Source organism: Devosia submarina (genome assembly GCF_003056345.1).
Lineage (GTDB): Bacteria > Pseudomonadota > Alphaproteobacteria > Rhizobiales > Devosiaceae > Devosia > Devosia submarina.
This window is the reverse complement of sequence record NZ_PYWB01000001.1, coordinates 33,624-54,008: the sequence shown is the minus strand read 5'-3', so window position 1 is coordinate 54,008 and position 20,385 is coordinate 33,624. Positions and strand designations below refer to the sequence as shown.

Sequence of the window (20,385 nt, the reverse complement as noted above, 5' to 3'; positions counted from 1 at the left end):
ATATCGCCTTTGAGGGTTATTCATGAATAAGACTGTGGCAAGCCTTGCGCTTGTCTTTTTGGCTGCTGGCGTTGTGAACGCTTCGGCCCTGGACCGCCGCGTTCAGATCAACAATGTGTCGTCCTATGACATCGTGGAATTCTACGCTTCCAACACCGGCACCCAGGACTGGCAAGAAGACATTCTTGGCGAGAACATCCTGCCCTCCGGTTCAAGCGCGATGGTCAACATCGATGACGGCACCGGCTACTGCAAATTCGACTTCCTCGCTGTGTTCGATGACGGTGATCAAGCGATCTCCGCCGACAACAATGTTTGTGAACTGTCCGAATTCGATTTCACGGACTAGCGTTCGGTAAATCTTGGCGGCTTGGTTGTGCCGAGCCGCCTGCGGGGCTGCCTAAGCGACAGCTTTTCTTCCAAGCTCTGTCAGCCCGTAAATGCCCCGCGCCTCGCGCACGAACCAGCCATAAACATTGCGGCTCAAAATCGCTGGAGCACGCCCTACAAGGGTCTTGAGCTGCTTGGGGGTAGACGGCCCATCTAGCAGGGCTTTCGCGCAGGCAATACAATCTTGCCTATAGGCGGTCATGATGGGTTGGCGGCTGCCTCCACCCTTGTTCGGATCACCCATACGGCGTCTGTGTTCGTCGAGCAGCCGCGAGCGGCGCTTGGGGTCCCGACGGGGCATCGGCGCAGATGGCGCAACGATGACCTCGACCTGCCCATTAGGGGCAACGCCGAGCAGGCCGAAGCCCAGGCGCCGGCACAAATTGCGATATCTGCTGTCATGCTCCCGGCCCTTTCCCGTTTTGGAAAGGCGCGCTGAAAGCCAAACCTCATCGCATGCTGCAGCCCTGTCCACACCCTGGAGAAGCAGCTCCAAATTGAAGCTGAGCTTCATTTCGCAAACCACCAGAACAGGCGCATCACCATCCTTTACCCCCAGCAGGTCACAGCCATTGACCTCGCCTTTGACGGAAAAACCAAGGCTCTCCATGAACGCTTTGATCGGGAGATAGAGGTCGCTCTCGGCCATCAGGACTGCTCAGGTAAAGGGAAAAACATCGCGAATCTTGGGCTCGCGGAGCCAAAGACCGGCCCAGGCGAACACGCCAAGATAGACACTGAACAGGGTATGGCTGAACAGGGGATTGTCTACCCTCAGATTTGCCGCCAATGCTGCGCCGAGCAGGCCGGTCAGCAACACAGCGCCAAGCAGCGAAGTCTTGGGGATGATATAGAGGACCGCGCAGAAAAGCTCGATGATCCCGATCAGGACCATGTACTTTGCTGGCCAGCCCACAACCGCGAGCGGATCGGCCGCCAATTGGGAGCCTATCAGCTTGGGGGCGGCCGATGCCCCTAGCAGAAATAACACCACCAGCGCCGACATAATCCAACCTGCAATCGCCATTCTCTTTTCCTTCACAAATCGCTTGAGTGATGTGAGAGTGACGAACGGCGAATGGTGATTTCTACAGGCTGCCGGACATTATTCGCTTGCATGGCCTGCCCGAGCAGGTGTTTGGCACGCGGTGCTAGGGCGATGTTGTGCACGGCATCTGGAAGCTGAAGCAGGTTTCGCACTCATCAGAGCGGGCGGACAATGTTCCGCCATGGGCCAGAGCAATCTGGGACGCGATAAATAGCCCCAGCCCCAAGCCTTGCGATTGCGAGGCGCCACGACGGAACGGCAGGAAGAGCTTGTCGATCTGGTCAGCGGCCATGGGCTTTCCAGCATTGCTGACCTGGATTTGGAGTTGATCACCTTCCAGCCGAGCCTCGACGCGAACGGGCGCGTCCATTGATCCATGCGTCAAGGCATTGGAGAGGAGGTTGGAAAAGAGCTGCGCCAGCCTGTTGTGATCGGCGAGAATGGGAGCTTGGGGCGGCAGCTGCGCGACGATTGTTCGATCCGGATGTGAAAGGCGCAGCTCGTCCATGACATGGACGAGGGTTTGGACCGCATCTGCCTTTTGCATGTCGAGGACCAAGCCGTCCCCCAGACGGGTTCTTGCGAGGTCCAGCACATTGCTCACCAGCGTGGACATTCGCCCGATGCTGGTCTTCATGAGCTGCAGAACAAGTGGGCTGCGTGATGTCCAGCCTTCCTTGATCAGCCTGGATGTTCCTGCATCAAGTGCAGCAATCGGATTGCGCAGGTCATGACCGAGCACGGCGATGAACTGCTCGCGCAGTTCGGAGAGCTCTTGCTCGTGTACCAAGTCGGCTTGGGTGGCGCGCAGCCTGTCGCCAGTGTCGAGGTGCTGGCCGATGAGTTCGGCAAAAAGCTTGAACGTGCCCATCACAACAGGCGTGCGCACCTTGGCAGGCCTGGTGTCGATCGCGCATAGCGTGCCAAAGAAGCGCCCGTCGGCAAGGATGATGGGATAGGAGATATAGCTCTTGAGGCCATAAATCTGCGGGGTGTGATGATTACGATAAGCCGGATCATCGTCGACATCATCGATGACCACTGGCGTGCGGTGTCCACGAATTTCGTTGCAGATCGTGCTTGCGATGGGCAACTCGTCCCCCGGCTTCAAGCCGAAGGCAACATGGTCCAGGGCTTGGCAAGTGATCCAACGGTCTTCAGTCACCCGGGCAATTGCGGCGAAGCCCATGCCGGTCATCTGCAAGGCTATATCGAGAATGAGCGGGACGGCGGCAATGCTCGCCACATCTTCAATGTCCCGGGAGAAACCTTGGGATCCTTTATCAACAGCCTCCGCCGGCACGGCGGGCGGGGAAGCAAGATCCTGCATTCCGTTGGCCGCAGCGTCGGCAAGGGTTTCCAGAATCTCGATCTGCTCCGGTGTCGGTTGATGACGCTCCGCCCAGTAAACGCCCACCGCGCCCAAGGGATTTGAGCGGCGAATGGGTGCCACGGCCAGCGACGTTACCAAACTTTGCTGGTAGAGCCCGGAAGGAATACGCTCATCGTCAGTGACGTCCGGGATGACCACTGTTTGGTGGTTCAGCATCGACCAGCCGCTGACGGAAGTGGTCATCGGAAATTTGTGCCCCTTCCATAGGGCACCCGCGCCGTCCTCTTCTTCACAGCGACAAAGATCACCTTCGCGACGGATCAGGGCGATGCCATGACCGCCAAGCAATGATCGGGCCGCGGAACGGAGCGCTTGGGCAACAGCATCGACGGAATCTGCTTGGGCAATGCGGAGTGCGGCTTGTGCGACCCCGCCTGCATTTGCATTCAGGACTTCGTCAATCACCATATCTGCCCTCGCAACTTCTTGGCGCAGCCGCTCCCGGAGGCGGCTTGGATCGGCACAGGAGCATCCGATGGGCAGGGTGCACATGAAACGCGGCGGCGCATGACCGGCGTATTCGGGTGATGGTAGATCGATCAAGTGTTAATAGAAAGGGCCTTTGGGATAGTATTGACGGGAATGGAGGTCGCAGGGTTAGCTGGTCAGGTAGCGTGGCCTCAGCAAATCGTCCCATTCAATGTTGGAAATGGGTAGCGAGATGCCATGATGTTTGGCGGATTCCGCAATGGCCTTCCGGGGATTGTTGGCGGCCATCGTTATGGCTTGGGGGAAGGACGCGATGTTCCACTTGACGATGTTGCGCACCGCCTGATCGAGGCGCAAGGCCGAGCCGGCCAGATTGCTTTGCCCGGGAACCCGGACGACGCCGTGCTCGTCCAGGGAAATTTGGAGCCCTGCAAAGCGATAGGCGCCGGCGGGTGCGGCTGCTGCGAGGACGGCATCGGTTACGAGGATGGAGTTGTCGATACCTTTCAGCCGGATCAACGCGCCAAGCGCATCGGGGGAAATGTGGTGGCCATCGGCGATAAAGCAGCCGGCAAGCCCAGGCGCCGCCAATTGCGCCAGGAGCGTATTTTCGAGCTTCGGCATGTTTTGCGGCAGCCCGTTGCCCAAATGGGTCGAGCAGCTGGCTCCAGCTTGTACCGCATCTGCGACATCTCTGAACAGGGCCGCGCTGTGACCGATGCAGATGGTAATGCCGTACTCGCGTAGTTTTCGAATAGCTGCAAGGGCGCCGGGGAGCTCGGGCGCCAGTGTTACCATAAGGATAGGGCGCGAGAGGGTTTTGGAGAGCTCAAGCACCGAGCGGGCATCCGGGTCACGCATGGCCGCTATTGGATGGCATCCGGCATAGCCGGGCTCGGCACGTAGAAACGGCCCCTCGAGATGATAGCCGGGAACCATTATGGGCCCGAGCCGGCTCCTTGTCACGGCATCGTCGAGAGCAGCGAAGCGCTCTTCGAGTTCCCATGGGTGGGCTGTGATGATGGTGGGAAGGCAGCCCGTTACACCGTCCCGGAGCATGGCAGAAAGGGCATGGTCCAGGGCATCGGCAGAGATGGCAGGATCGTTGAAATCGACCCCGGCATAACCATTCACCTGCAGGTCAAACAGACCCAGGGTCGTGGTCATCAGGCCGTTGTCCGATCCAGCAAGGAAGCGGAAGCGGGGTCGAGGTATAGCGTCGCATCAGGGTGCTGCTGCACGATCGAGGCCGGTGCAAGATTGGTGACAGGCCCATCGACGGCGGCCTGGACCGCCCTCGCCTTGCGTTCATCGGGCACCGACAGGATCAAGGTGCGACTGGCCATGATACGCTTGATGCTCATCGAGATCGCCTTGGTCGGCACGGCATCGATGGTCTCAAACCAGCCTTCGCCAAATTGCTGCTGCCGGCACTGGGCGTCCAGATCCACAAGGAGGTAGGGCTTGTCGTAGTCGAAATCGGCCGGCGGATCGTTGAAAGCCAGATGACAATTCTCCCCAATGCCGGCAAAGCAAACGTCGATGCGCAAATCCCCAAGCCCAGTGTTGAGGCGCTCCAGCTCCGCCTGGAGATCCGCGGCATCGCCATTCACCGGCAGGAAAGAGCGGTAAGACGGCAGAAGATCGAGAAACCGCTCATGCAGATAGCGGCGGAAACTTGCACCGTGCGATGATGGCAGGCCGACATATTCGTCGAGGTGGAAAAATGCCACCTTGGACCAGTCCACCGGGGCGCGGCGCAAATGCTCCAGCATTTCAAACTGGCTGGCACCAGTAGCGATGATGACATTGGCTTGCCCGAACTGGGCAATCGCCTGGTTGATCAACGCCACGCCTTGTGCAGCCGCAGCTGCGCCAAGAGCTTGCTTATCCGGATGAACGGAAATCTTCATGATGGGCTCCCGTAGCTAGGGCAAGGCGATAATGCGCAAGGCTGAAAGAATGGTGGGGTCGTCGAACCGTGGGGAGGGATCACCATTGGTGATCAACACGTCCACATCGGCCAGTTGCGTAACGAGATGAGGAGCGCGCCGGCCGAACTTTTCGTCATGGGCCACAAGGATCACCTGGCGCGAATTGGAGAGGACCGAACGCACCAGTTCCACTTCCATTGGGTCGAACTCCTGCACAGTCCCTTCGCGGTCGATGGCACTGGCACCGATTATTGCGAGGTCGAACTTGAAGCGCTGCCGTAGATCGCCGCTGACTGTGAGGACCGAGGAGTCCTTGTTCCGCACATAGCCGCCATAAACATAAACGGTTGCGTTGGTCTTGAGCGCGCAGGAATGAGCGACTTCAAGATTGGGCGTAGCGACAAGCACTTCAGGATGGCGGACCAGAACTTCGTGCAGCGAGTCAAAGGTCGTGCCCAGACCCACGAAAATGGTTGCGCCGGGGGTGAGGAACTCCTCCAAGGCCGCCACCAATTGCCGCTTCACCGCGACCTGGCTGGCGTGCCGTTCGCCATAGGTGTGGTGCGCTACGCCGGGAGAAGCAAAGGCGCCTCCGAAACCCTTTTGCAGCAGACCCCGGTTTTCCAGTGCCTTTAGATCGCGCCTGATAGTCTGGTAGGTGACATCGAAGCGCGCCGCGAGCTCCGCCACGGAAGCGGCACCATTGGCCCGTACGGCAGCGAGGATAGCCTGGCGGCGTTCGCCTGCGCGTCCGCCCTCCGCTGGCGGGTCCTCAGCAGAACCGAGCAGCCCGGGAGCGGCCTGGCCACTCATTTAAGGCGCACACCGAGATAACTGCGATCGTCCGTTAATTGAGTGTCCGTCGTGCCCTTGGTGCTCATGTAGCGGCCGATCTTGTGCAGATCCTCAGCTTCCACTTCCGCGAATGCAGCTTCCCAGGCGGCGATGCCAAACTCCGCGCCGGGCCTGAAATAGCCGTCGGAGAATAGCTCGATAGTGTCGATGTCGGCCAATGGATAGCTGCGCGTCTCAATGAAACGTGAGGGAACGGCGAAGCCGTCAATGCCGCCATAGCCAAGCACAGGCTCGGTGACATTCTGGAAATGGCCCTGACCATGGGCAATGCCGTGGTGGATCAGCAGCAGAAGTTCCTGCTCGGGCACCGAAGGCAGGTGCTGGCGGCAAGCTGCCAGCGCTCGGAATTCTATGGCGTCAACAATTTCCGGATCGCTGGTAATGGTGCCCGGCTGCTGATTTCTGGTTCCTTGCCAGGTGAAGGCGGCCGAGAAGGCGTCGCAATCGGCAAGCGAATGGCCAAGGTTTGCGTAATAGGTCCACGCTTCGCGGCGCAGGATAGCCGTAACGTCGTCGAGCGGCTTGAGAACCTGAAGGGTTTCCGTGCCGTTGAGGCGCAGGCCGCTATCGCCGACGGCGACGATTTCAAGCCGGTCACCGATGATCAATGCGGCCATGATGGTGCAGCCGCCGCGCAGTTTCCAATCGGCTTCCACGGCTTTCGCGGCGTTGTTGGCGACATAGCCGGCATAGATCGCCTTGCCGAGATATTCCACGAAGTGCTCGCCCCCCTGGAACTGCAGGTCGGGCTTGCCGCGATCGCCTTGTGCCAAAAGGAACTGCTCAACTGCCCGCTGCACGGTGCGCGAGGCAAACTGACCGGAAAGCATGCCGCCGTAGCGGGTGCCATTGCGGTCGGTTACGCCGTCAATAACGGCGTAACCTCGGTTCGGCATGACCACGAGGCTGTCTTCATTGGCTTCTGGGTGGGCAAACTTCTTGCCCAACGTGAATGCTTCAAGCTGCCTCATTTAGTCCTGCTTATCTGTTTTGCACGAGATGCCAGGCTTATTCGCCGATGGCAGTTCGCCACTGGGCGAGCACAGCCTCGGCGCCGCCGAACTCGCTCAGCGGCTTTACGTCCACGAGCTGCAGATCGGCGAGGTTCGGCGTGCCTGCAGGACCCTCCACATCTAGCCGCACAGAACGGCGGCCGATATCGCGGGCGAGCTTTTCCTGTGTCGACTTGGACATCGCCCAATCGATGAAGGCCTTGCCGCCCTCGGGATTGGGGCTACCCTTCACGAGGCCAACGCCATCGGGCGTTGCCGCCGTACCGTCCGACAGGTGCACGATCGAGATCGGTGCGCCGCCCTGGACATATTCAAGGGCGTTGTCTTCCAGGGTCAGCCCCATGGACGTTTCCCCGTCAGCCACGAAGCGCGGTACGGCACCCGAGGAATCGGCAAAAACGAAGTTCTTGGCGATCTCGGCGTATTTGTCCCAGCCTTCGTCGCCAAAAACGGTCAGAACCGTTTGCAGCTGCTGCAGGGCTGAGCCTGAACCGTCTGCACGTGCACTGGCGATCTGGCCTGACCATTGCGGATCGGCGAGCTCGGCCCAGGTCTTGGGCGCGCTATCGAGAGGCTGCAGATCGGTGTTGACCGCCAGCACATAGACCACTGCGGTGTAAGGGGTCCAGCTCGGATCCTTTACGAACTGGGGATCGATCTGGTCGGCTTCGGGCGGTGTATAGGGCTCCAGCAGATCCTTGAGCTCGGTTAGCTGGCTACCGGAAATAGACCAGATCACATCGGCCGCCGGAGCACCGGCTTCGGCCTGTACGCGCTTGGCAATATCGCCTGAACCCAGCTTGACCACTTCGGCCTTGAGGCCCGTTTCCTGCTCAAAGATCGGCAACAGCGTGTCAACGATGGATGATTTGTGGGCGGTGTAGACCACCACCGAGCCATCCTGCGCCAAGGGGCCGACGGTGAGGCTGGTCGTTGCAATCAGTGCGGCAGCCGATGCTGCGATAAATGTACGTCTGCGAATGTTCATTCGAATCCTCCGGTTCGTTTTTGATCATCCTGCGATCAAACCAATCCTGAACCGCCGGAAAAAATGTTGCAATACGAAACTTTGTCAGTGTCATATGGGATCAACACTAGGGACAGGGGGAGTTGCCACACATGAGCTATCTGGTGGTCACCGATGCGGCCAAGCAGTTTGGCCCGAGCTTCATGGCATTGAACGGGGTGTCCCTGTCGGTGGAGCGCGGAGAGTTCTTCACGCTGTTGGGCCCGAGCGGCTGCGGCAAGACCACGCTGTTGCGCGCGATTGCGGGTTTCAATGACCTGACCTCAGGCGAAATTACGCTGGATGGCTCCAATCTTCGCGTCGTTCCGCCGCATCAGCGCGACATCGGCATGGTGTTCCAGGACTATGCCGTGTTTCCCCATCTTAGCGTTTTCGACAATGTTGCCTTTGGCTTGAAGCCGCGCAAAGTGCCTGCGGCTCAGATCAAGACGCGGGTGACGCAGGCTCTGGAAGCCGTTCGCCTAGGCGCCATGGCCGAGCGCCTGCCGGCCGCCATGTCGGGCGGGCAGCAGCAGCGCATCGGGCTTGCCCGCGCCATGGTCATCAATCCGCGGCTGCTGCTCATGGATGAGCCGCTTTCCAACCTCGACGCAAAGCTTCGCATTGAGCTGCGCGAGGAAATCCGCGACATCCAGAAGCAGGTCGATATCGCCACAATTTATGTGACACACGACCAGGAAGAAGCGCTCGCCATTTCCGACCGCATTTGCGTGATGAATTCGGGGAAGATCGAACAGATCGGCACGCCGCAGGAAATCTACGGCAATCCACAGACCCGGTTCGTGGCCGAGTTTGTTGGCACGCTCAACATTTTTCAGCCAGGCGCGGCGCTAGACGCCATGCTAGGCAAGCTGGGCCTTGCCCACGCGGGCGCAGCGACCTGGGCGGTGCGTCCCGAGCACCTCGACCTTGCAGGACCGGACAGCGACGGCAACGGGTCGGCGACACTGCCAGGTACTGTGTCCAAATACACCTATCTCGGACGCGAAGCGCATGTGCAGGTCGAAACGCCGGCGGGGAGGCTCGTCGTGCAATTGCCCAATCCCGGCATGGCGGCGACGCGTGAAGCTGGTGAAGCCGTCTCAGTTCTGGTGCCGCGCACCGCGCCCATGTCGTTCAGCGCCAATGGCGCTCGAATGGGAGGATGAGGATGGCCATGCCGCGCTTCAATTTCTGGACTGTGGTGATGATTCTCACCTGGGTCCTGCTGTTCGTGCTGCTGTTTATCCCCGTCGGCTCGGTACTTATCTCGAGCCTTTACGATCAGAGCGGCAATTTCACCTTTGCCAATTACCTAAAATTCCTTGGCGAGCCTCGCTTCCGCCAAGCCTTTCTCAACACGCTGGTGGTCGGCTTTGGCGGCCTGTTTGGAGCGCTGCTGCTTGGCTCCATCATGGCATTCTGCGTTTCGCGCTTTGCAATTCGAGGCGGCAGATTCGTGTCCCTGCTGGCCATCCTCGCCCTGGTGTCGCCGCCGTTTATCGGCGCCTATTCCTGGATCGTGTTGTTTGGTGCCGGTGGGGTGGTGCGGGGCTTCCTGCGCGATCTGGGTATTAGCATGCCTCCAATCTATGGCGTGGGCGGCATCCTCATCGTCTTCTCCCTCAAATTCTACCCCTATGTTTACCTGATGGTTTCGGGGGCGCTGAGCAACGTCAACCGGTCCCTGGAAGAAGCAGCCGAAGGGCTTGGGCTTACGCCCTTGCAGCGCACTTTCCGGATTTCGTTTCCGATGGTGTTTCCGGCTTTGACCGCCAGCGGCCTGCTCGCCCTGATCCACGCCATTGCCGATTTCGGCACGCCGCGCCTGCTTGGCCGTGGCTACAATGTTTTGGCCACGGAGGCATTCACGCTCTACTCGGCCGAAGTAGGGTCAAACATGTCCATGGCCACCACGATCAGCGTTGTGCTGATCGTGGTCTCGATGGTGTTTGTGCTGCTGCAGCGCTACATGTCGCGCCGCAACGTTTACCACGGCAACATGATCAACAAGCCGGCCCGCATCCAGCTCAAGGGCTGGCGCAATGTGCTGGCCCATTTCGCTGTCTACTTCATCGGGCTTTGCGGGGCGTTGCCAGTCATCATTTCGGTTATCTACTCGTTCCGCAAAACCAGCGGTCCGGTGTTCCAGCAAGGCTTTGCGCTGCAAAGCTATGAGCGCATCCTGTTCAACCTCGGCGATGTGGTCCGCAACTCGCTGACGTTCTCCTTTGTGGCGGTAGCGCTGATTGTCATGATCGGTACCGTCGTGGGCGTTCTTGTGGCCCGCCGCACCAACCTTAACACGGCCCTTCTGGATGGTGCCTTCATGGTGCCTTACGTGATGCCGGGCATCGTCATCGGCATCGCGTTTATTGCCGCCTTCAACACCGGCCCGATCGTGCTGACCGGCACTGCGGCCATCATCATCCTGTCGATCTTTATCCGCCGCCTTCCCTACACGGTGCGTACCACCGCATCCTCGTTGCGGCAGATTTCACCGAGCATGGAAGAAGCCGCAATCTCGCTTGGCTACAGCCCGTTCCAGGCTTTCCTGCGCATCACGGTACCGCTGATCGTGCCCGGCATCATTGCCGGGGGCATGCTGAGCTTCGTTACCGCCATCAATGAGCTCTCGTCGTCGCTGGTGCTCTATGTCGGCAGCACCATGACCATGCCCGTGCGCATCTATCTGCTGATCCTTGATGGCGACTTCGGCGTGGCGGCAGCCCTTTCAACCATATTGCTGCTCTTAAGTGGCTGCGCCGTTTATATCGCCTTTCGCTTCATGGGCAGAAACGAGCAAGCTTTGCTCTGACCTGGGCATTGGGGCGAGTTTGTCGATAAGACGCCTCGCCCCCCTGCTGCTCAGCGATGCCGCTCGGCCCGGTCACTACCCCGGACAGCCACTTTCCCCTTACGACCAGGTTCGCCACTTGCTCGAGCGGCCTCGGCTATCTGCTCGATCGAGTAGGTCGCTTCTATCGGCAGCACCAGCTTGCCTGCCTCCGCATCGCGGATCAATTCTCCCAGCAATTCCCCGATCCGCTGAGGCTTGACGGGAGGCTTTGACCCCCAAAAACCTTTAACGGTGATCTGGCGGAACAGCAGATCTGCCGCGGAGATCACCAGGGGCTGCTCGGTCATGGCACCGAAGCTGATGAGCTCAGCGCCATCGCTGGCTATCTTGAGCAACTGCTCGGGTCCGTTTCCGCCCAGGGAGTCGATAGCCCGTATAACGGGAGCTCCGCCCGTCAGCCTCTTTGCCTCTTCGACCCAGTCGGGGTTGTCGGTGGCAACCACATTGCTTATTCCCAGCGCCTTGAGCGAATCCACCGCATCGCGTCGGCGAACAAGGCCCAGAACCTTGATGCCGCGTTCGGCGCCGTATTGGGCCACCAGCTTACCAACTGCGCCATTGGCGGCGTTCTGCACGATCCAGTCACCCGCTTGGACATCAAGGCTTTCCAGCAGCATCTTGGCGCTTAATGGCATGGAGACCAGCTGGCAGGCTGTTTCATCCCCGACAGCGTCTGGAACCGGAACAAGATGAGCCGCATCGGCCAGGTAATACTCGGCCCATGTACCCATGGCGCCGCCGGCAACACGCTGCCCCACTTCAAGATTGCTGACGCCCTCCCCCAGCGCCTCGACAACACCCACGGCTTCGGTGCCTGGCACGGAGGGCAAGGCGGGCTTGTGCGCGTACTGGCCGGCGATGGTCATCAGATCGTGGTTGTGTATCGGCGAGAGCACCATCTTGATCAGCACCTGTCCAGCACCAAGCTGCGGCTTAGGTCGGTCCTCGCTGAAAAGGACTTCCGCGGGGGAACCGATCTGCGAATAGACGGCGCTTTTCATTGGCAAGGCTCCAGTTGAATTTGGATTGATCTTGAAAGTCGTTGAAGGAGGATGGGGTCAGCTAGCAGCAATGAGGTAGGGAGCCGCGCGAAGCTTTACCACCCGCAGCAGGGTGCAAAGCTGATGCGCCTCTCGTGACGCTTGGGAATGGTACTTTACATATAATAGTACTTGTTCTAGCCTCCCCATACGTCGGAAGCGAATACGCCCGGCGGGTATTGGGAGGATTACATCGTGAACATCATTGCAAAGCTTGCCCTTGCGGCAGGCCTTACTACTGCTTTGTCCGCCGGCGCCCTCGCTCAGGACCTTTCCGGCAAGGTAATTGGTTTTTCTCAGATCGGTTCTGAATCTGGCTGGCGCGCTGCCGAAACGGCCGTGACCCGCCAGGAGGCCGAAGAGCGCGGCGTCGACCTGAAGTTCGCCGACGCACAGCAGAAGCAGGAAAACCAGATCAAGGCCATTCGTGGCTTCATCGCGCAGGGCGTGGATGCCATTCTGGTGGCACCCGTTGTTGCCACCGGCTGGGATGACGTATTGGCCGAAGCCAAGGAAGCCGAAATTCCCGTCGTGCTGCTAGACCGTGGTGTCGATGCGCCAGAAGATCTGTACCTGACCTCTGTTGCCTCCGATCAGGTCGAGGAAGGCCGCGTCGCTGGCCAGTGGCTGGTTGATGAAGTGGGTAGCGAAGACTGCAACGTGGTGGAACTGCAGGGCACTGTTGGCTCCACGCCTGCCATCAACCGCAAGCAGGGCTTCGAAGAAGCGATTGCCAGCGCCTCCAACATCACCATTTCCCAGAGCCAGACTGGTGACTTCACCCGTGCCAAGGGCAAGGAAGTGATGGAAGCCTTCCTTAAGTCGTCCAACAATGGCGCCGATATCTGCGCTGTTTATGCTCATAACGACGACATGGCTGTTGGCGCCATCCAGGCGATCAAGGATGCGGGCCTCAAGCCCGGCAGCGACATCAAGGTTGTCTCCATCGATGCCGTTCCGGACATCTTCAGCGCCATCGCGGCCGGCGAAGCCAATGCAACGGTGGAACTGACCCCGAACATGGCTGGCCCGGCATTCGACGCCCTGGCTGCTTATTGGGCTGACGGTACCGAACCCGAAAAGTTCATCATCACCGAGTCCAAGCTCTATACGGCTGAAGACGATCCGCAGGGCGAATACGAGCGCCGCAAGGATCTCGGCTACTAAGTCCAGAGCCATCGCCTGCCACGTCATTCCGGCGTAGCCGGGATTCGCCACGAATATTGAGGCGGGTCCCGGCTGTTGCCGGGGTGACATTCTGCGGCTGGATCACGCCATCGAAGAGAACCGGGGATCGCGCACATGGCTGATGAACAATTTGCGCTCGAGGCGCGGGGTATCACCAAGGTCTTCGGCAATCACATTGCGCTCGACGGGGTGAATTTTGGCCTACGAGCCGGCGAAGTTCACGCCCTGCTGGGCGAAAATGGCGCGGGCAAATCTACCCTGATCAAGATTCTAACCGGTGTCTATCAGGCCACCGAAGGCCAGGTGGTCGCCGAAGGAACGCCGATCACGCTCGACAATCCCCAGCATGCCCAGAGGTACGGCATCGGCACGGTCTATCAGGAGGTCAATCTCCTGCCCAACCGGTCGGTCGCTGAAAATCTTTTCCTTGGGCACCAGCCCACCCGTTTCGGCCTTGTTGACCGCCGCAAAATGGAGCGGGAATCCCGGGCGGTGTTGCAGCGCTACGGTCTCGACCTCGATCCATCAAGCGAACTGGGCGCCCATTCCGTGGCCGTCCAGCAGATCGTCGCCATCGCTCGCGCGGTCGAGCTTTCAGGCAAGGTCCTTATTCTCGACGAACCCACGGCCAGCCTCGACCGCAACGAGGTCGAGCGGCTGTTCGAGATCATCCGCGACCTCAAGGCGCGCGGACTGGCCGTCGTTTTCATCACCCATTTCCTTGACCAGGTATTTGCCGTTTCCGACCGGGTCACCATCCTGCGCAACGGCAAGCTGATCGAGACGCGCCCGCTCGAAGGAACCACCCGAACGGACGTGGTACGGCTCATGCTGGGTAAGGATGTCGCCTTTTCCGGCGCAACCGGGGTTGAGGATGAACGTGCCGTGGGCGAAGTTCTGCTCGATTTCCGCGATTACGGCAAGAAGCGCAGCATACACCCGTTCAACCTCACCATTCACAAGGGCGAGGTGGTGGGCGTTGCGGGGCTCCTGGGCTCCGGCCGCACGGAAATGGCCCGCATCATGTTCGGTGCCGATGCGGCAGATGAAGGCAGCGTCGTTTTCCGGGGCAAGCCGATCAAGATCAATCGCCCAACCGACGCCATTGCGCATGGCTTCGGCTTCCTGCCCGAAGATCGCAAGGTGGAGGGCATATTTGGCGATCTCTCGGTGCGCGAGAACATCGTCATCGCGCTTCAGGGCAAGCTTGGCTGGTTCAGCGCGCTCAACCGCGACGAGCAGCTCGAGATTGCCGGGCGGTTCGGCGAATCCATGGATATCCGCGCGGCGTCGCTGGATATGCCAATCAAGCTCCTTTCCGGCGGCAACCAGCAAAAGGTCATCCTTTCGCGCTGGCTCGCCACCGACCCCACTTTTCTTATTCTGGATGAGCCCACCCGCGGCATCGATGTCGGCGCCCATGCCGAGATCGTCCGCACCATCAATCGGCTGCGGGACGAAGGCCTGGCGCTGGTCGTCATCTCTTCCGAACTTGATGAAGTGGTTGCTTATTCCACCCGTATCGTGGTGATGCGCGATCGCGAAATGGTCGCTGAACTCACCGGCGAAAACATCAACCCTGGCGTCATCGTGCAGGCGATCGCCAATCACCGCGAAGGGCCACCTGCATGATGCGGCGCGCACTTTCCCGCCTGGCCAATCCACAGCTTCTGGCTCTCGCCGGCGTACTTCTGATCAACTGGATTTTGTTTCCCAATTTCTTCCGCATCACCTGGCAGGATGGGCGGCTGTTTGGATCCCTCATCGACGTACTTAACCGCGGCGCGCCAGTGGCAATCCTAGCCATCGGCATGGCCGGAGTCATCGCCACCAAGGGTGTCGATCTCTCCGTGGGCGCCATCATGGCGGTGGCAGGCGCTGTCGCGGCCACATTGGTGGTTGCCGGCTATCCCGCGCCAGTGGCAGTGCTTGCCGCGCTTGCGGTGGGCCTGCTTTGCGGCTTGTGGAACGGCTTTCTTGTTGCCGTGCTCGATATCCAGCCCATTATTGCAACGCTTGTGTTGATGGTTGCCGGCCGCGGCATCGCCCAGCTCATCACCGAAGGCTTCATCATCACCTTCAACGACCCAGTGCTGGTTTTCATCGGCACTGGCTCCTTTCTCGGTTTCCCCATGGCTGCAGTCATTGCACTGGTGCTGATGGTGCTTGTGACGCTGCTTGTTCGGCGCACCGCGATCGGGCTCTTCATCGAAGCCGTGGGCGTCAATCGCGCCGCTGCCAGCCTTGCCGGCATTCGCAGCCGCATGCTGCTGTTCCTCGTTTATGGCCTTTCGGGGCTATGCGCCGCCGTGGCCGGCATTATCGTTGCTGGTGATATCCGCGGCGCCGATGCCAATAATGCGGGCCTGTGGCTCGAACTCGATGCCATACTTGCCGTGGTGATCGGCGGCACTTCCCTTCTGGGCGGCAGGTTCTCGGTGCCGCTGGCAGTTGTTGGTGCGCTGATCATCCAGGCGATGAACACCGGCATCCTCGTTTCCGGCTTTCCTCCGGAATTCAATCTCATCGTCAAGGCGGCGCTGATCCTGCTGGTCTTGATCATCCAGTCGCCGCTTGCGACCCGCATCGTGCCGGTGCGCGTGGCTGCTCCGGAGGCACGCAAATGAGCCGCTCGCTTCGTCCGCTCGTTGCTACAGCCGTTATTTTTGCCATCGCCTATGGCTTGGCCGTAATGCAGTTCCCCACCATGTTCTCGACGCGAGTCTTGGGCAATTTCCTCACGGACAATGCTTTCCTTGGCATTACCGCCGTGGGCATGACCTTTGTTATCCTGTCGGGTGGAATTGATCTTTCGGTTGGAGCCGTGATCGGCTTCACGGGAATCCTCATCGCCGTGCTGATCGCATGGGCTGGCTGGCATCCGCTTGCAGCCTTCGCCATGGCGCTCGCCATCGCTGCAGCTTTTGGCGGCACGATGGGGCTGGCGATCCATTTTCTCCAGGTGCCCGCCTTTATCGTCACCCTGGCTGGCATGTTCCTGGCGCGGGGTGGCGCTTCGGTGATCACCCGCGATTCCATTCCGGTTAACCACGAATTCTATAGCTGGATCTCCAGCCTCCTGATCCGCCTTCCCGGCGGTGGTCGCCTCAGCGTCATCGGAATTCTGATGATCGCCGTTTTCATTATTGGCGCCCTGGTGGCGCATCGCACCAAGTTCGGCTCCTATGTCTATGCGCTTGGCGGCAACGAAACTTCGGCCTCGCTGATGGGCGTGCCCGTGGCGCGCACCACAGTAGGCGTCTACATGCTTTCCTCGGTCCTTGCTGCCCTAGCCGGCATTGTTTTTTCGCTCTACACCTCGGCCGGCTATCCGCTGGCAGCTGTTGGCGTGGAGCTCGATGCGATCAGTGCGGTGGTCATCGGCGGCACGCTTCTGACCGGAGGCTATGGGTTCGTCCTTGGCACCTTTATTGGCGTGATGCTGCTTGGCCTGGTCCAGACCTATATCATCTTCGATGGTTCGCTCTCGAGCTGGTGGACCAAGATCGTAATCGGCGGGCTGCTGTTCCTGTTTATCGTGTTGCAGCGGTTGATTTTTGCCGCATCGACACCGGGAGAGAAGTCGTCATAAGTGTGGAAGCACTAGCAGCGCTTGAGCGTCGCACAGGCTCGAGAAGGGCATAAATGATCGAGACCGGCAGCCTTATCCGTTCCCTTTCCGGGCGGCACGCTGCACGCAACTTCCATACTTTCGTTATCAACGAAATCGGCCGGGGCATTGTCACCGGCCAGTTTCCCATCGGCTCGGTGCTGGCCAGCGATGCGGTAATGATGGAGCAATATGGCGTATCGCGCACCGTATTGCGCGAGGCCCTCAAGACCCTGGAGTCAAAAGGGCTCGTCGAGGCCCGGCCCAAGGTCGGCACCCGCGTTTCGCCTCGCAGCCGCTGGAACTTTTTTGATCCGCAGCTACTCGCATGGCACTTCGATGCCCCGCCCGATCCAGCCTTCAACGAAAGCCTGTTTCGGGTGCGTGAGCTGATGGAAATCCCCATGGTAAAGCTTGCTGCGCAGCACCGCACGGCCGAGCAGGTGCGCCTTTTGAAATACTGGGCCCACAAGATGGAAACCGCGGACGACAGCGTCGAGCAGTTTGGGCTGGCGTGCCTCGAAGTTCATTCGGTGATCGCCGAAGCTGCCCAGGACTTTTTACTGCGCTCGGTCACCGGCGTGGTGGAACTGATCCTGGCCTTGGCGCTGACCCGCAATGCCGAAGCAAACGGCAGCCAATATCGCACGCAATCAGCCTTGCTCTTTACGCGGCTTGTCTCGGCCATCGAGCTGCGCATGCCTGGGGACGCTGCCGGCATCCTTGCGGAATGCTGCGCCCTGGACCGCAAGCAATTGGCTTAGTTACGCCGCGTGCATCAATGGATGCGGCGATAATCTATCGAGAACCGCTCGGGCGCGCTTACAAGTCGCACCATCGTTCCCCGCTTGGGTACGTGCGGGCCTTCGTGCAGATTGTTCCAGCCTTGAAGAGGCGCCTTGTGGCATCCAGCAATGATGACGGGGTCAATAGTCTGCGTCAGAGCATTCTGAGCCATTTATATCCATAGCCCCTCAGACCAAGGGCGACGGTGCCGTCGGCCCGAACATCCATGTCGCCATCGCCGAAACGATCCACGATCGACTGCTTTTCAGACCGGGATCCCAGTTGAAATTCGATGTTCTTCGCACCCGAGCCAAGATTATGAATGACGATCGACTTGCGCTCACCCCATTGGTAGCTCAGAGCCAGTACTGCCGGGTCAGCAATGGGCAAGAGGCTCCATTTGCCGAAGGCGATCTCAGGCATTTCGCGCCTGTGGCGGATAAGGTTCTCCATCCATCTCAGCAGCGAATCCCCATCCCCCTCCTGATCCCAGACGTTGATACCCGAAGGCCCCCACTTCCTGGACTTCATGAGCGGACGACAGAGCGCATCGGAAGGCGCCTCCGAAAAGCCGCCATTCTCCCGGTCGGACCACTGCATGAGTGCGCGTACGCTCATGCGGCCTTCGATCTCAAGATTTTCCGCCATGCCGATCTCTTCTCCATAGAAAAGGACCGGCGCGCCCGGTAGGGCGAACATCAGGCTGTAGGCCATTCGCAGTCGCGCCTGGTCGCCATCCAGCATGGTGGGCAGGCGCCGGCGGAGCCCACGTCCAAACAGCTGCATTTCGGGCTTGGGCCCAAAGGCCTTGAAAACCTCCTGCCGCTCGGCCTCGGTGAGCTTGTCCAGAGACCATTCATCATGGTTGCGAATAAAGTTCGCCCAGGCCGCACTCTCCGGCAGCGTCGGCATGGCCCGAAGGCTGTGCACCAGCGCCCCTGCATCTTCCCGGACGAGTGCAAGGGCGAATGCCTGGTTGAGATTGAAGTTGAGGCACATGTGGAGTTCGTCGCCGCCGTCATCCCCGAAGAATTCGCGGACCGCTTCGTACTCGAGATTGACCTCGCCCATCAGCAGGGCGTCACCCCTTCTGCGGCCAAGAAAGCTGCGCACTTTACGCAGCCAATCATGGGGAGCGAGTTCCATCGCCTTGGAGATGCCCTCTGTTTCGAGCAGAAACGGAACGGCATCAACGCGGAAGCCGGAAAGACCCAGCTCTAGCCAAAAACCGATGATCTTGCGGATTTCATCGCGCACGTCTGGATTGGCGATGTTGAGATCGGGCTGGTGCTTGTAGAAACGGTGCAGGTAATATTCACCGGTCTTTTTATCCAACTCCCAATTGCTGGTCTCCTTGTCAGGGAAAACCAGGCTCTCGGACGCCCCTTCGGGTATCTCCTCCTGCCAGACATACCAGTCGCGGAACGGCGATGACTTGCTAGACCGCGATGCCTTGAACCAGGGGTGCTCGGCCGAGGTATGATTGACGACGAGGTCGGCAATGACCCGGATGCCCCTGTCGCTTGCGGTCCTGAGGAATTCGACGAAATCTCCCAATGAGCCGTAGCGTGGGTCGACTGCGTAGTAGTCGATGATGTCATATCCATCGTCCCGGTTGGCCGTGGGATAGAACGGCATCAGCCAGATGCAGGTGACGCCGAGCCCGGCCAGATAGTCGATACGGTCCGTCAGGCCCTGGAAGTCGCCGGTTCCATCGCCATTGCCGTCGCGGAAGGTCTCCACGTCGAGGCAATAAAAGACAGCATTCTTCCACCAGAGATCACTGGTCTGGGAAATATCCATTGCTAGATCCTTTTAAGATGCGGCAGCACCCGCTCGCCAAAGACGTCGATGAAGGGCTGCTGCTCCTGACCGACATGGTGCAAGTAAAGGCCGTCGAACCCCAGGCCCGCGAAGGCGCCGAGGAGGTCCACAAAACGAGATGGTTCATGGGAAATCAGCACGGAGTCATGCATGTCCTCCCGGCGCACGAACTTGGAGGCTTCGTCGAAATGCTCGGGAAGCTCCAGATCCCAGCAGACCGGTGGCGAAAAGACGTTTGACCGCCATTGCTCGAAAGCGGTCTCGAGCGCAGCCTCCGCGTCCGCTGCGTAGGAAAGGTGAATTTGAAGGTAAATGGGCTTGCCTTCCCCGCCGCCTGCCCGGAAGGCGTCGATGATTTGCTTAAGGGCATCGTGGGGCTGGTTGATGGTGATGAGGCCGTCGGCCCAGCCTCCAACCCATTGGGCCGTTTTGGGGCTTACTGCAGCGCCGATCAGTTTGGGCGGCTCTTCCGGCCTTGTCCACAGCTTGGCCCGATCAACGGTGACAAGGCCGTGGTGCGTCACTGTTTCGCCGGCAAACAGCTGGCGCATGACGTCGACGCATTCGCCCAGACGGGCATTGCGGACAGCCTTTTCAGGCCAGCGATCCCCGGTGATGTGTTCGTTGGCGGCCTCACCCGAGCCCAGCGCCATCCAGAATCGCCCCGGAAACATCTGCGCCAGCGTGGCGCCGGCCTGGGCGATGATGGCGGGATGGTATCGCTGCCCCGGCGCATTCACCACGCCAAAGGGGAGTGACGTCGCCTGCAGAGCCGCCCCCAGCCAGGACCATGCAAAGCCGGACTGACCTTGCCGTTCACTCCAGGGCGCAAAATGATCCGAGCACATGGCGGCGTCAAACCCGGCCTGCTCTGCCCAGACAACGGCCTTGAGGAGCGAAGCGGGATCTACCTGCTCGTGGGAAGCGTGATATCCGATGATCGGCATTCTATTGAGGCCTCCAAGCTAACCCCTACAGAACGACAGCCCCCCTCCTCTGTTCCGACAAA

General features: G+C 59.8%; 19 protein-coding genes. 8 read left to right on the top strand and 11 right to left on the bottom strand.

The features are described from left to right. The first annotated feature begins 22 nt into the window (after positions 1 to 22). Complete coding sequence (locus tag DDE77_RS00235) at positions 23 to 349, top strand: hypothetical protein (protein ID WP_108395428.1); 327 nt, start codon at positions 23 to 25, stop codon at positions 347 to 349. Between the two features lie 51 nt (positions 350 to 400). On the opposite strand, the gene DDE77_RS00230 is transcribed toward DDE77_RS00235, so the two are convergent. The 8 genes from DDE77_RS00230 to DDE77_RS00195 all read right to left on the bottom strand — a co-directional run bounded on the left by DDE77_RS00230 (position 401) and on the right by DDE77_RS00195 (position 8,050). Next, complete coding sequence (locus tag DDE77_RS00230) at positions 401 to 1,039, bottom strand: DUF2161 domain-containing phosphodiesterase (RefSeq protein WP_108395427.1); 639 nt, start codon at positions 1,037 to 1,039, stop codon at positions 401 to 403. 9 nt (positions 1,040 to 1,048) lie between these two features. Further along, a complete protein-coding gene (locus DDE77_RS00225; protein ID WP_108395426.1) occupies positions 1,049 to 1,417 on the bottom strand; it encodes a DoxX family protein in 369 nt (122 codons plus the stop codon). Positions 1,418 to 1,541: 124 nt separating this feature from the next. Next, positions 1,542 to 3,239 carry a GAF domain-containing protein gene (locus tag DDE77_RS19800; RefSeq protein WP_170116448.1) on the bottom strand — a complete coding sequence of 566 codons (1,698 nt, stop codon included), beginning with the start codon at positions 3,237 to 3,239 and terminating at the stop codon, positions 1,542 to 1,544. A gap of 189 nt (positions 3,240 to 3,428) precedes the next feature. Further along, on the bottom strand, positions 3,429 to 4,427 hold the full coding sequence (locus DDE77_RS00215) for an N-acetylglucosamine-6-phosphate deacetylase (protein ID WP_108395424.1): 999 nt from the start codon (positions 4,425 to 4,427) through the stop codon (positions 3,429 to 3,431). Further along, positions 4,427 to 5,173, bottom strand: coding sequence for a glucosamine-6-phosphate deaminase (locus tag DDE77_RS00210; protein WP_108395423.1), 747 nt, complete (start codon positions 5,171 to 5,173; stop codon positions 4,427 to 4,429). The genes DDE77_RS00215 and DDE77_RS00210 overlap by 1 nt, the downstream gene beginning before the upstream one ends. Before the next feature lie 15 nt (positions 5,174 to 5,188). Continuing rightward, entirely contained in the window at positions 5,189 to 6,007 is an 819-nt protein-coding gene (locus DDE77_RS00205; protein ID WP_108395422.1) for a DeoR/GlpR family DNA-binding transcription regulator, read from the bottom strand. Continuing rightward, positions 6,004 to 7,020: a protein phosphatase 2C domain-containing protein gene (locus tag DDE77_RS00200; RefSeq protein WP_108395421.1), complete on the bottom strand. Its 1,017-nt coding sequence runs from the start codon at positions 7,018 to 7,020 to the stop codon at positions 6,004 to 6,006. Before DDE77_RS00200 ends, DDE77_RS00205 begins: the two co-directional genes overlap by 4 nt. A gap of 37 nt (positions 7,021 to 7,057) precedes the next feature. Continuing rightward, the gene (locus DDE77_RS00195; RefSeq protein ID WP_108395420.1) at positions 7,058 to 8,050 is read right to left on the bottom strand and encodes an extracellular solute-binding protein; all 993 of its coding nucleotides are present in this window, start codon (positions 8,048 to 8,050) and stop codon (positions 7,058 to 7,060) included. 131 nt (positions 8,051 to 8,181) lie between these two features. Between DDE77_RS00195 and DDE77_RS00190 the strand changes: the two genes are divergently transcribed. Both DDE77_RS00190 and DDE77_RS00185 read left to right on the top strand, forming a co-directional pair. After that, the gene (locus DDE77_RS00190; RefSeq protein WP_108395419.1) at positions 8,182 to 9,237 is read left to right on the top strand and encodes an ABC transporter ATP-binding protein; all 1,056 of its coding nucleotides are present in this window, start codon (positions 8,182 to 8,184) and stop codon (positions 9,235 to 9,237) included. Between the two features lie 2 nt (positions 9,238 to 9,239). Beyond that, a complete protein-coding gene (locus DDE77_RS00185) occupies positions 9,240 to 10,886 on the top strand; it encodes an ABC transporter permease (RefSeq protein WP_170116447.1) in 1,647 nt (548 codons plus the stop codon). A 50-nt stretch (positions 10,887 to 10,936) separates the two neighbouring features. Here DDE77_RS00185 and DDE77_RS00180 read toward each other — a convergent pair whose 3' ends face one another. Then, positions 10,937 to 11,929 (bottom strand): zinc-binding dehydrogenase, encoded by a 993-nt coding sequence (locus tag DDE77_RS00180; RefSeq protein WP_108395417.1) that lies wholly within the window; start codon positions 11,927 to 11,929, stop codon positions 10,937 to 10,939. A 234-nt stretch (positions 11,930 to 12,163) separates the two neighbouring features. Between DDE77_RS00180 and ytfQ the strand changes: the two genes are divergently transcribed. The 5 genes from ytfQ to DDE77_RS00155 all read left to right on the top strand — a co-directional run bounded on the left by ytfQ (position 12,164) and on the right by DDE77_RS00155 (position 17,530). Further along, positions 12,164 to 13,135, top strand: coding sequence for a galactofuranose ABC transporter, galactofuranose-binding protein YtfQ (gene ytfQ / locus DDE77_RS00175; RefSeq protein ID WP_108395416.1), 972 nt, complete (start codon positions 12,164 to 12,166; stop codon positions 13,133 to 13,135). 135 nt (positions 13,136 to 13,270) lie between these two features. Beyond that, positions 13,271 to 14,788: a sugar ABC transporter ATP-binding protein gene (locus DDE77_RS00170; protein WP_108395415.1), complete on the top strand. Its 1,518-nt coding sequence runs from the start codon at positions 13,271 to 13,273 to the stop codon at positions 14,786 to 14,788. Next, positions 14,785 to 15,783, top strand: a complete 999-nt coding sequence (locus tag DDE77_RS00165) for an ABC transporter permease (protein ID WP_108395414.1) — start codon at positions 14,785 to 14,787, stop codon at positions 15,781 to 15,783. The genes DDE77_RS00170 and DDE77_RS00165 overlap by 4 nt, the downstream gene beginning before the upstream one ends. Then, the gene (yjfF, locus tag DDE77_RS00160; RefSeq protein ID WP_108395413.1) at positions 15,780 to 16,748 is read left to right on the top strand and encodes a galactofuranose ABC transporter, permease protein YjfF; all 969 of its coding nucleotides are present in this window, start codon (positions 15,780 to 15,782) and stop codon (positions 16,746 to 16,748) included. Before DDE77_RS00165 ends, yjfF begins: the two co-directional genes overlap by 4 nt. Before the next feature lie 53 nt (positions 16,749 to 16,801). Further along, a complete protein-coding gene (locus DDE77_RS00155; RefSeq protein ID WP_108395412.1) occupies positions 16,802 to 17,530 on the top strand; it encodes a FadR/GntR family transcriptional regulator in 729 nt (242 codons plus the stop codon). Positions 17,531 to 17,705: 175 nt separating this feature from the next. Here DDE77_RS00155 and DDE77_RS00150 read toward each other — a convergent pair whose 3' ends face one another. Further along, entirely contained in the window at positions 17,706 to 19,355 is a 1,650-nt protein-coding gene (locus DDE77_RS00150; RefSeq protein WP_108395411.1) for an alpha-amylase family protein, read from the bottom strand. Positions 19,356 to 19,357: 2 nt separating this feature from the next. Next, entirely contained in the window at positions 19,358 to 20,323 is a 966-nt protein-coding gene (locus tag DDE77_RS00145; protein WP_108395410.1) for a TIGR03885 family FMN-dependent LLM class oxidoreductase, read from the bottom strand. Positions 20,324 to 20,385: the final 62 nt, after the last annotated feature.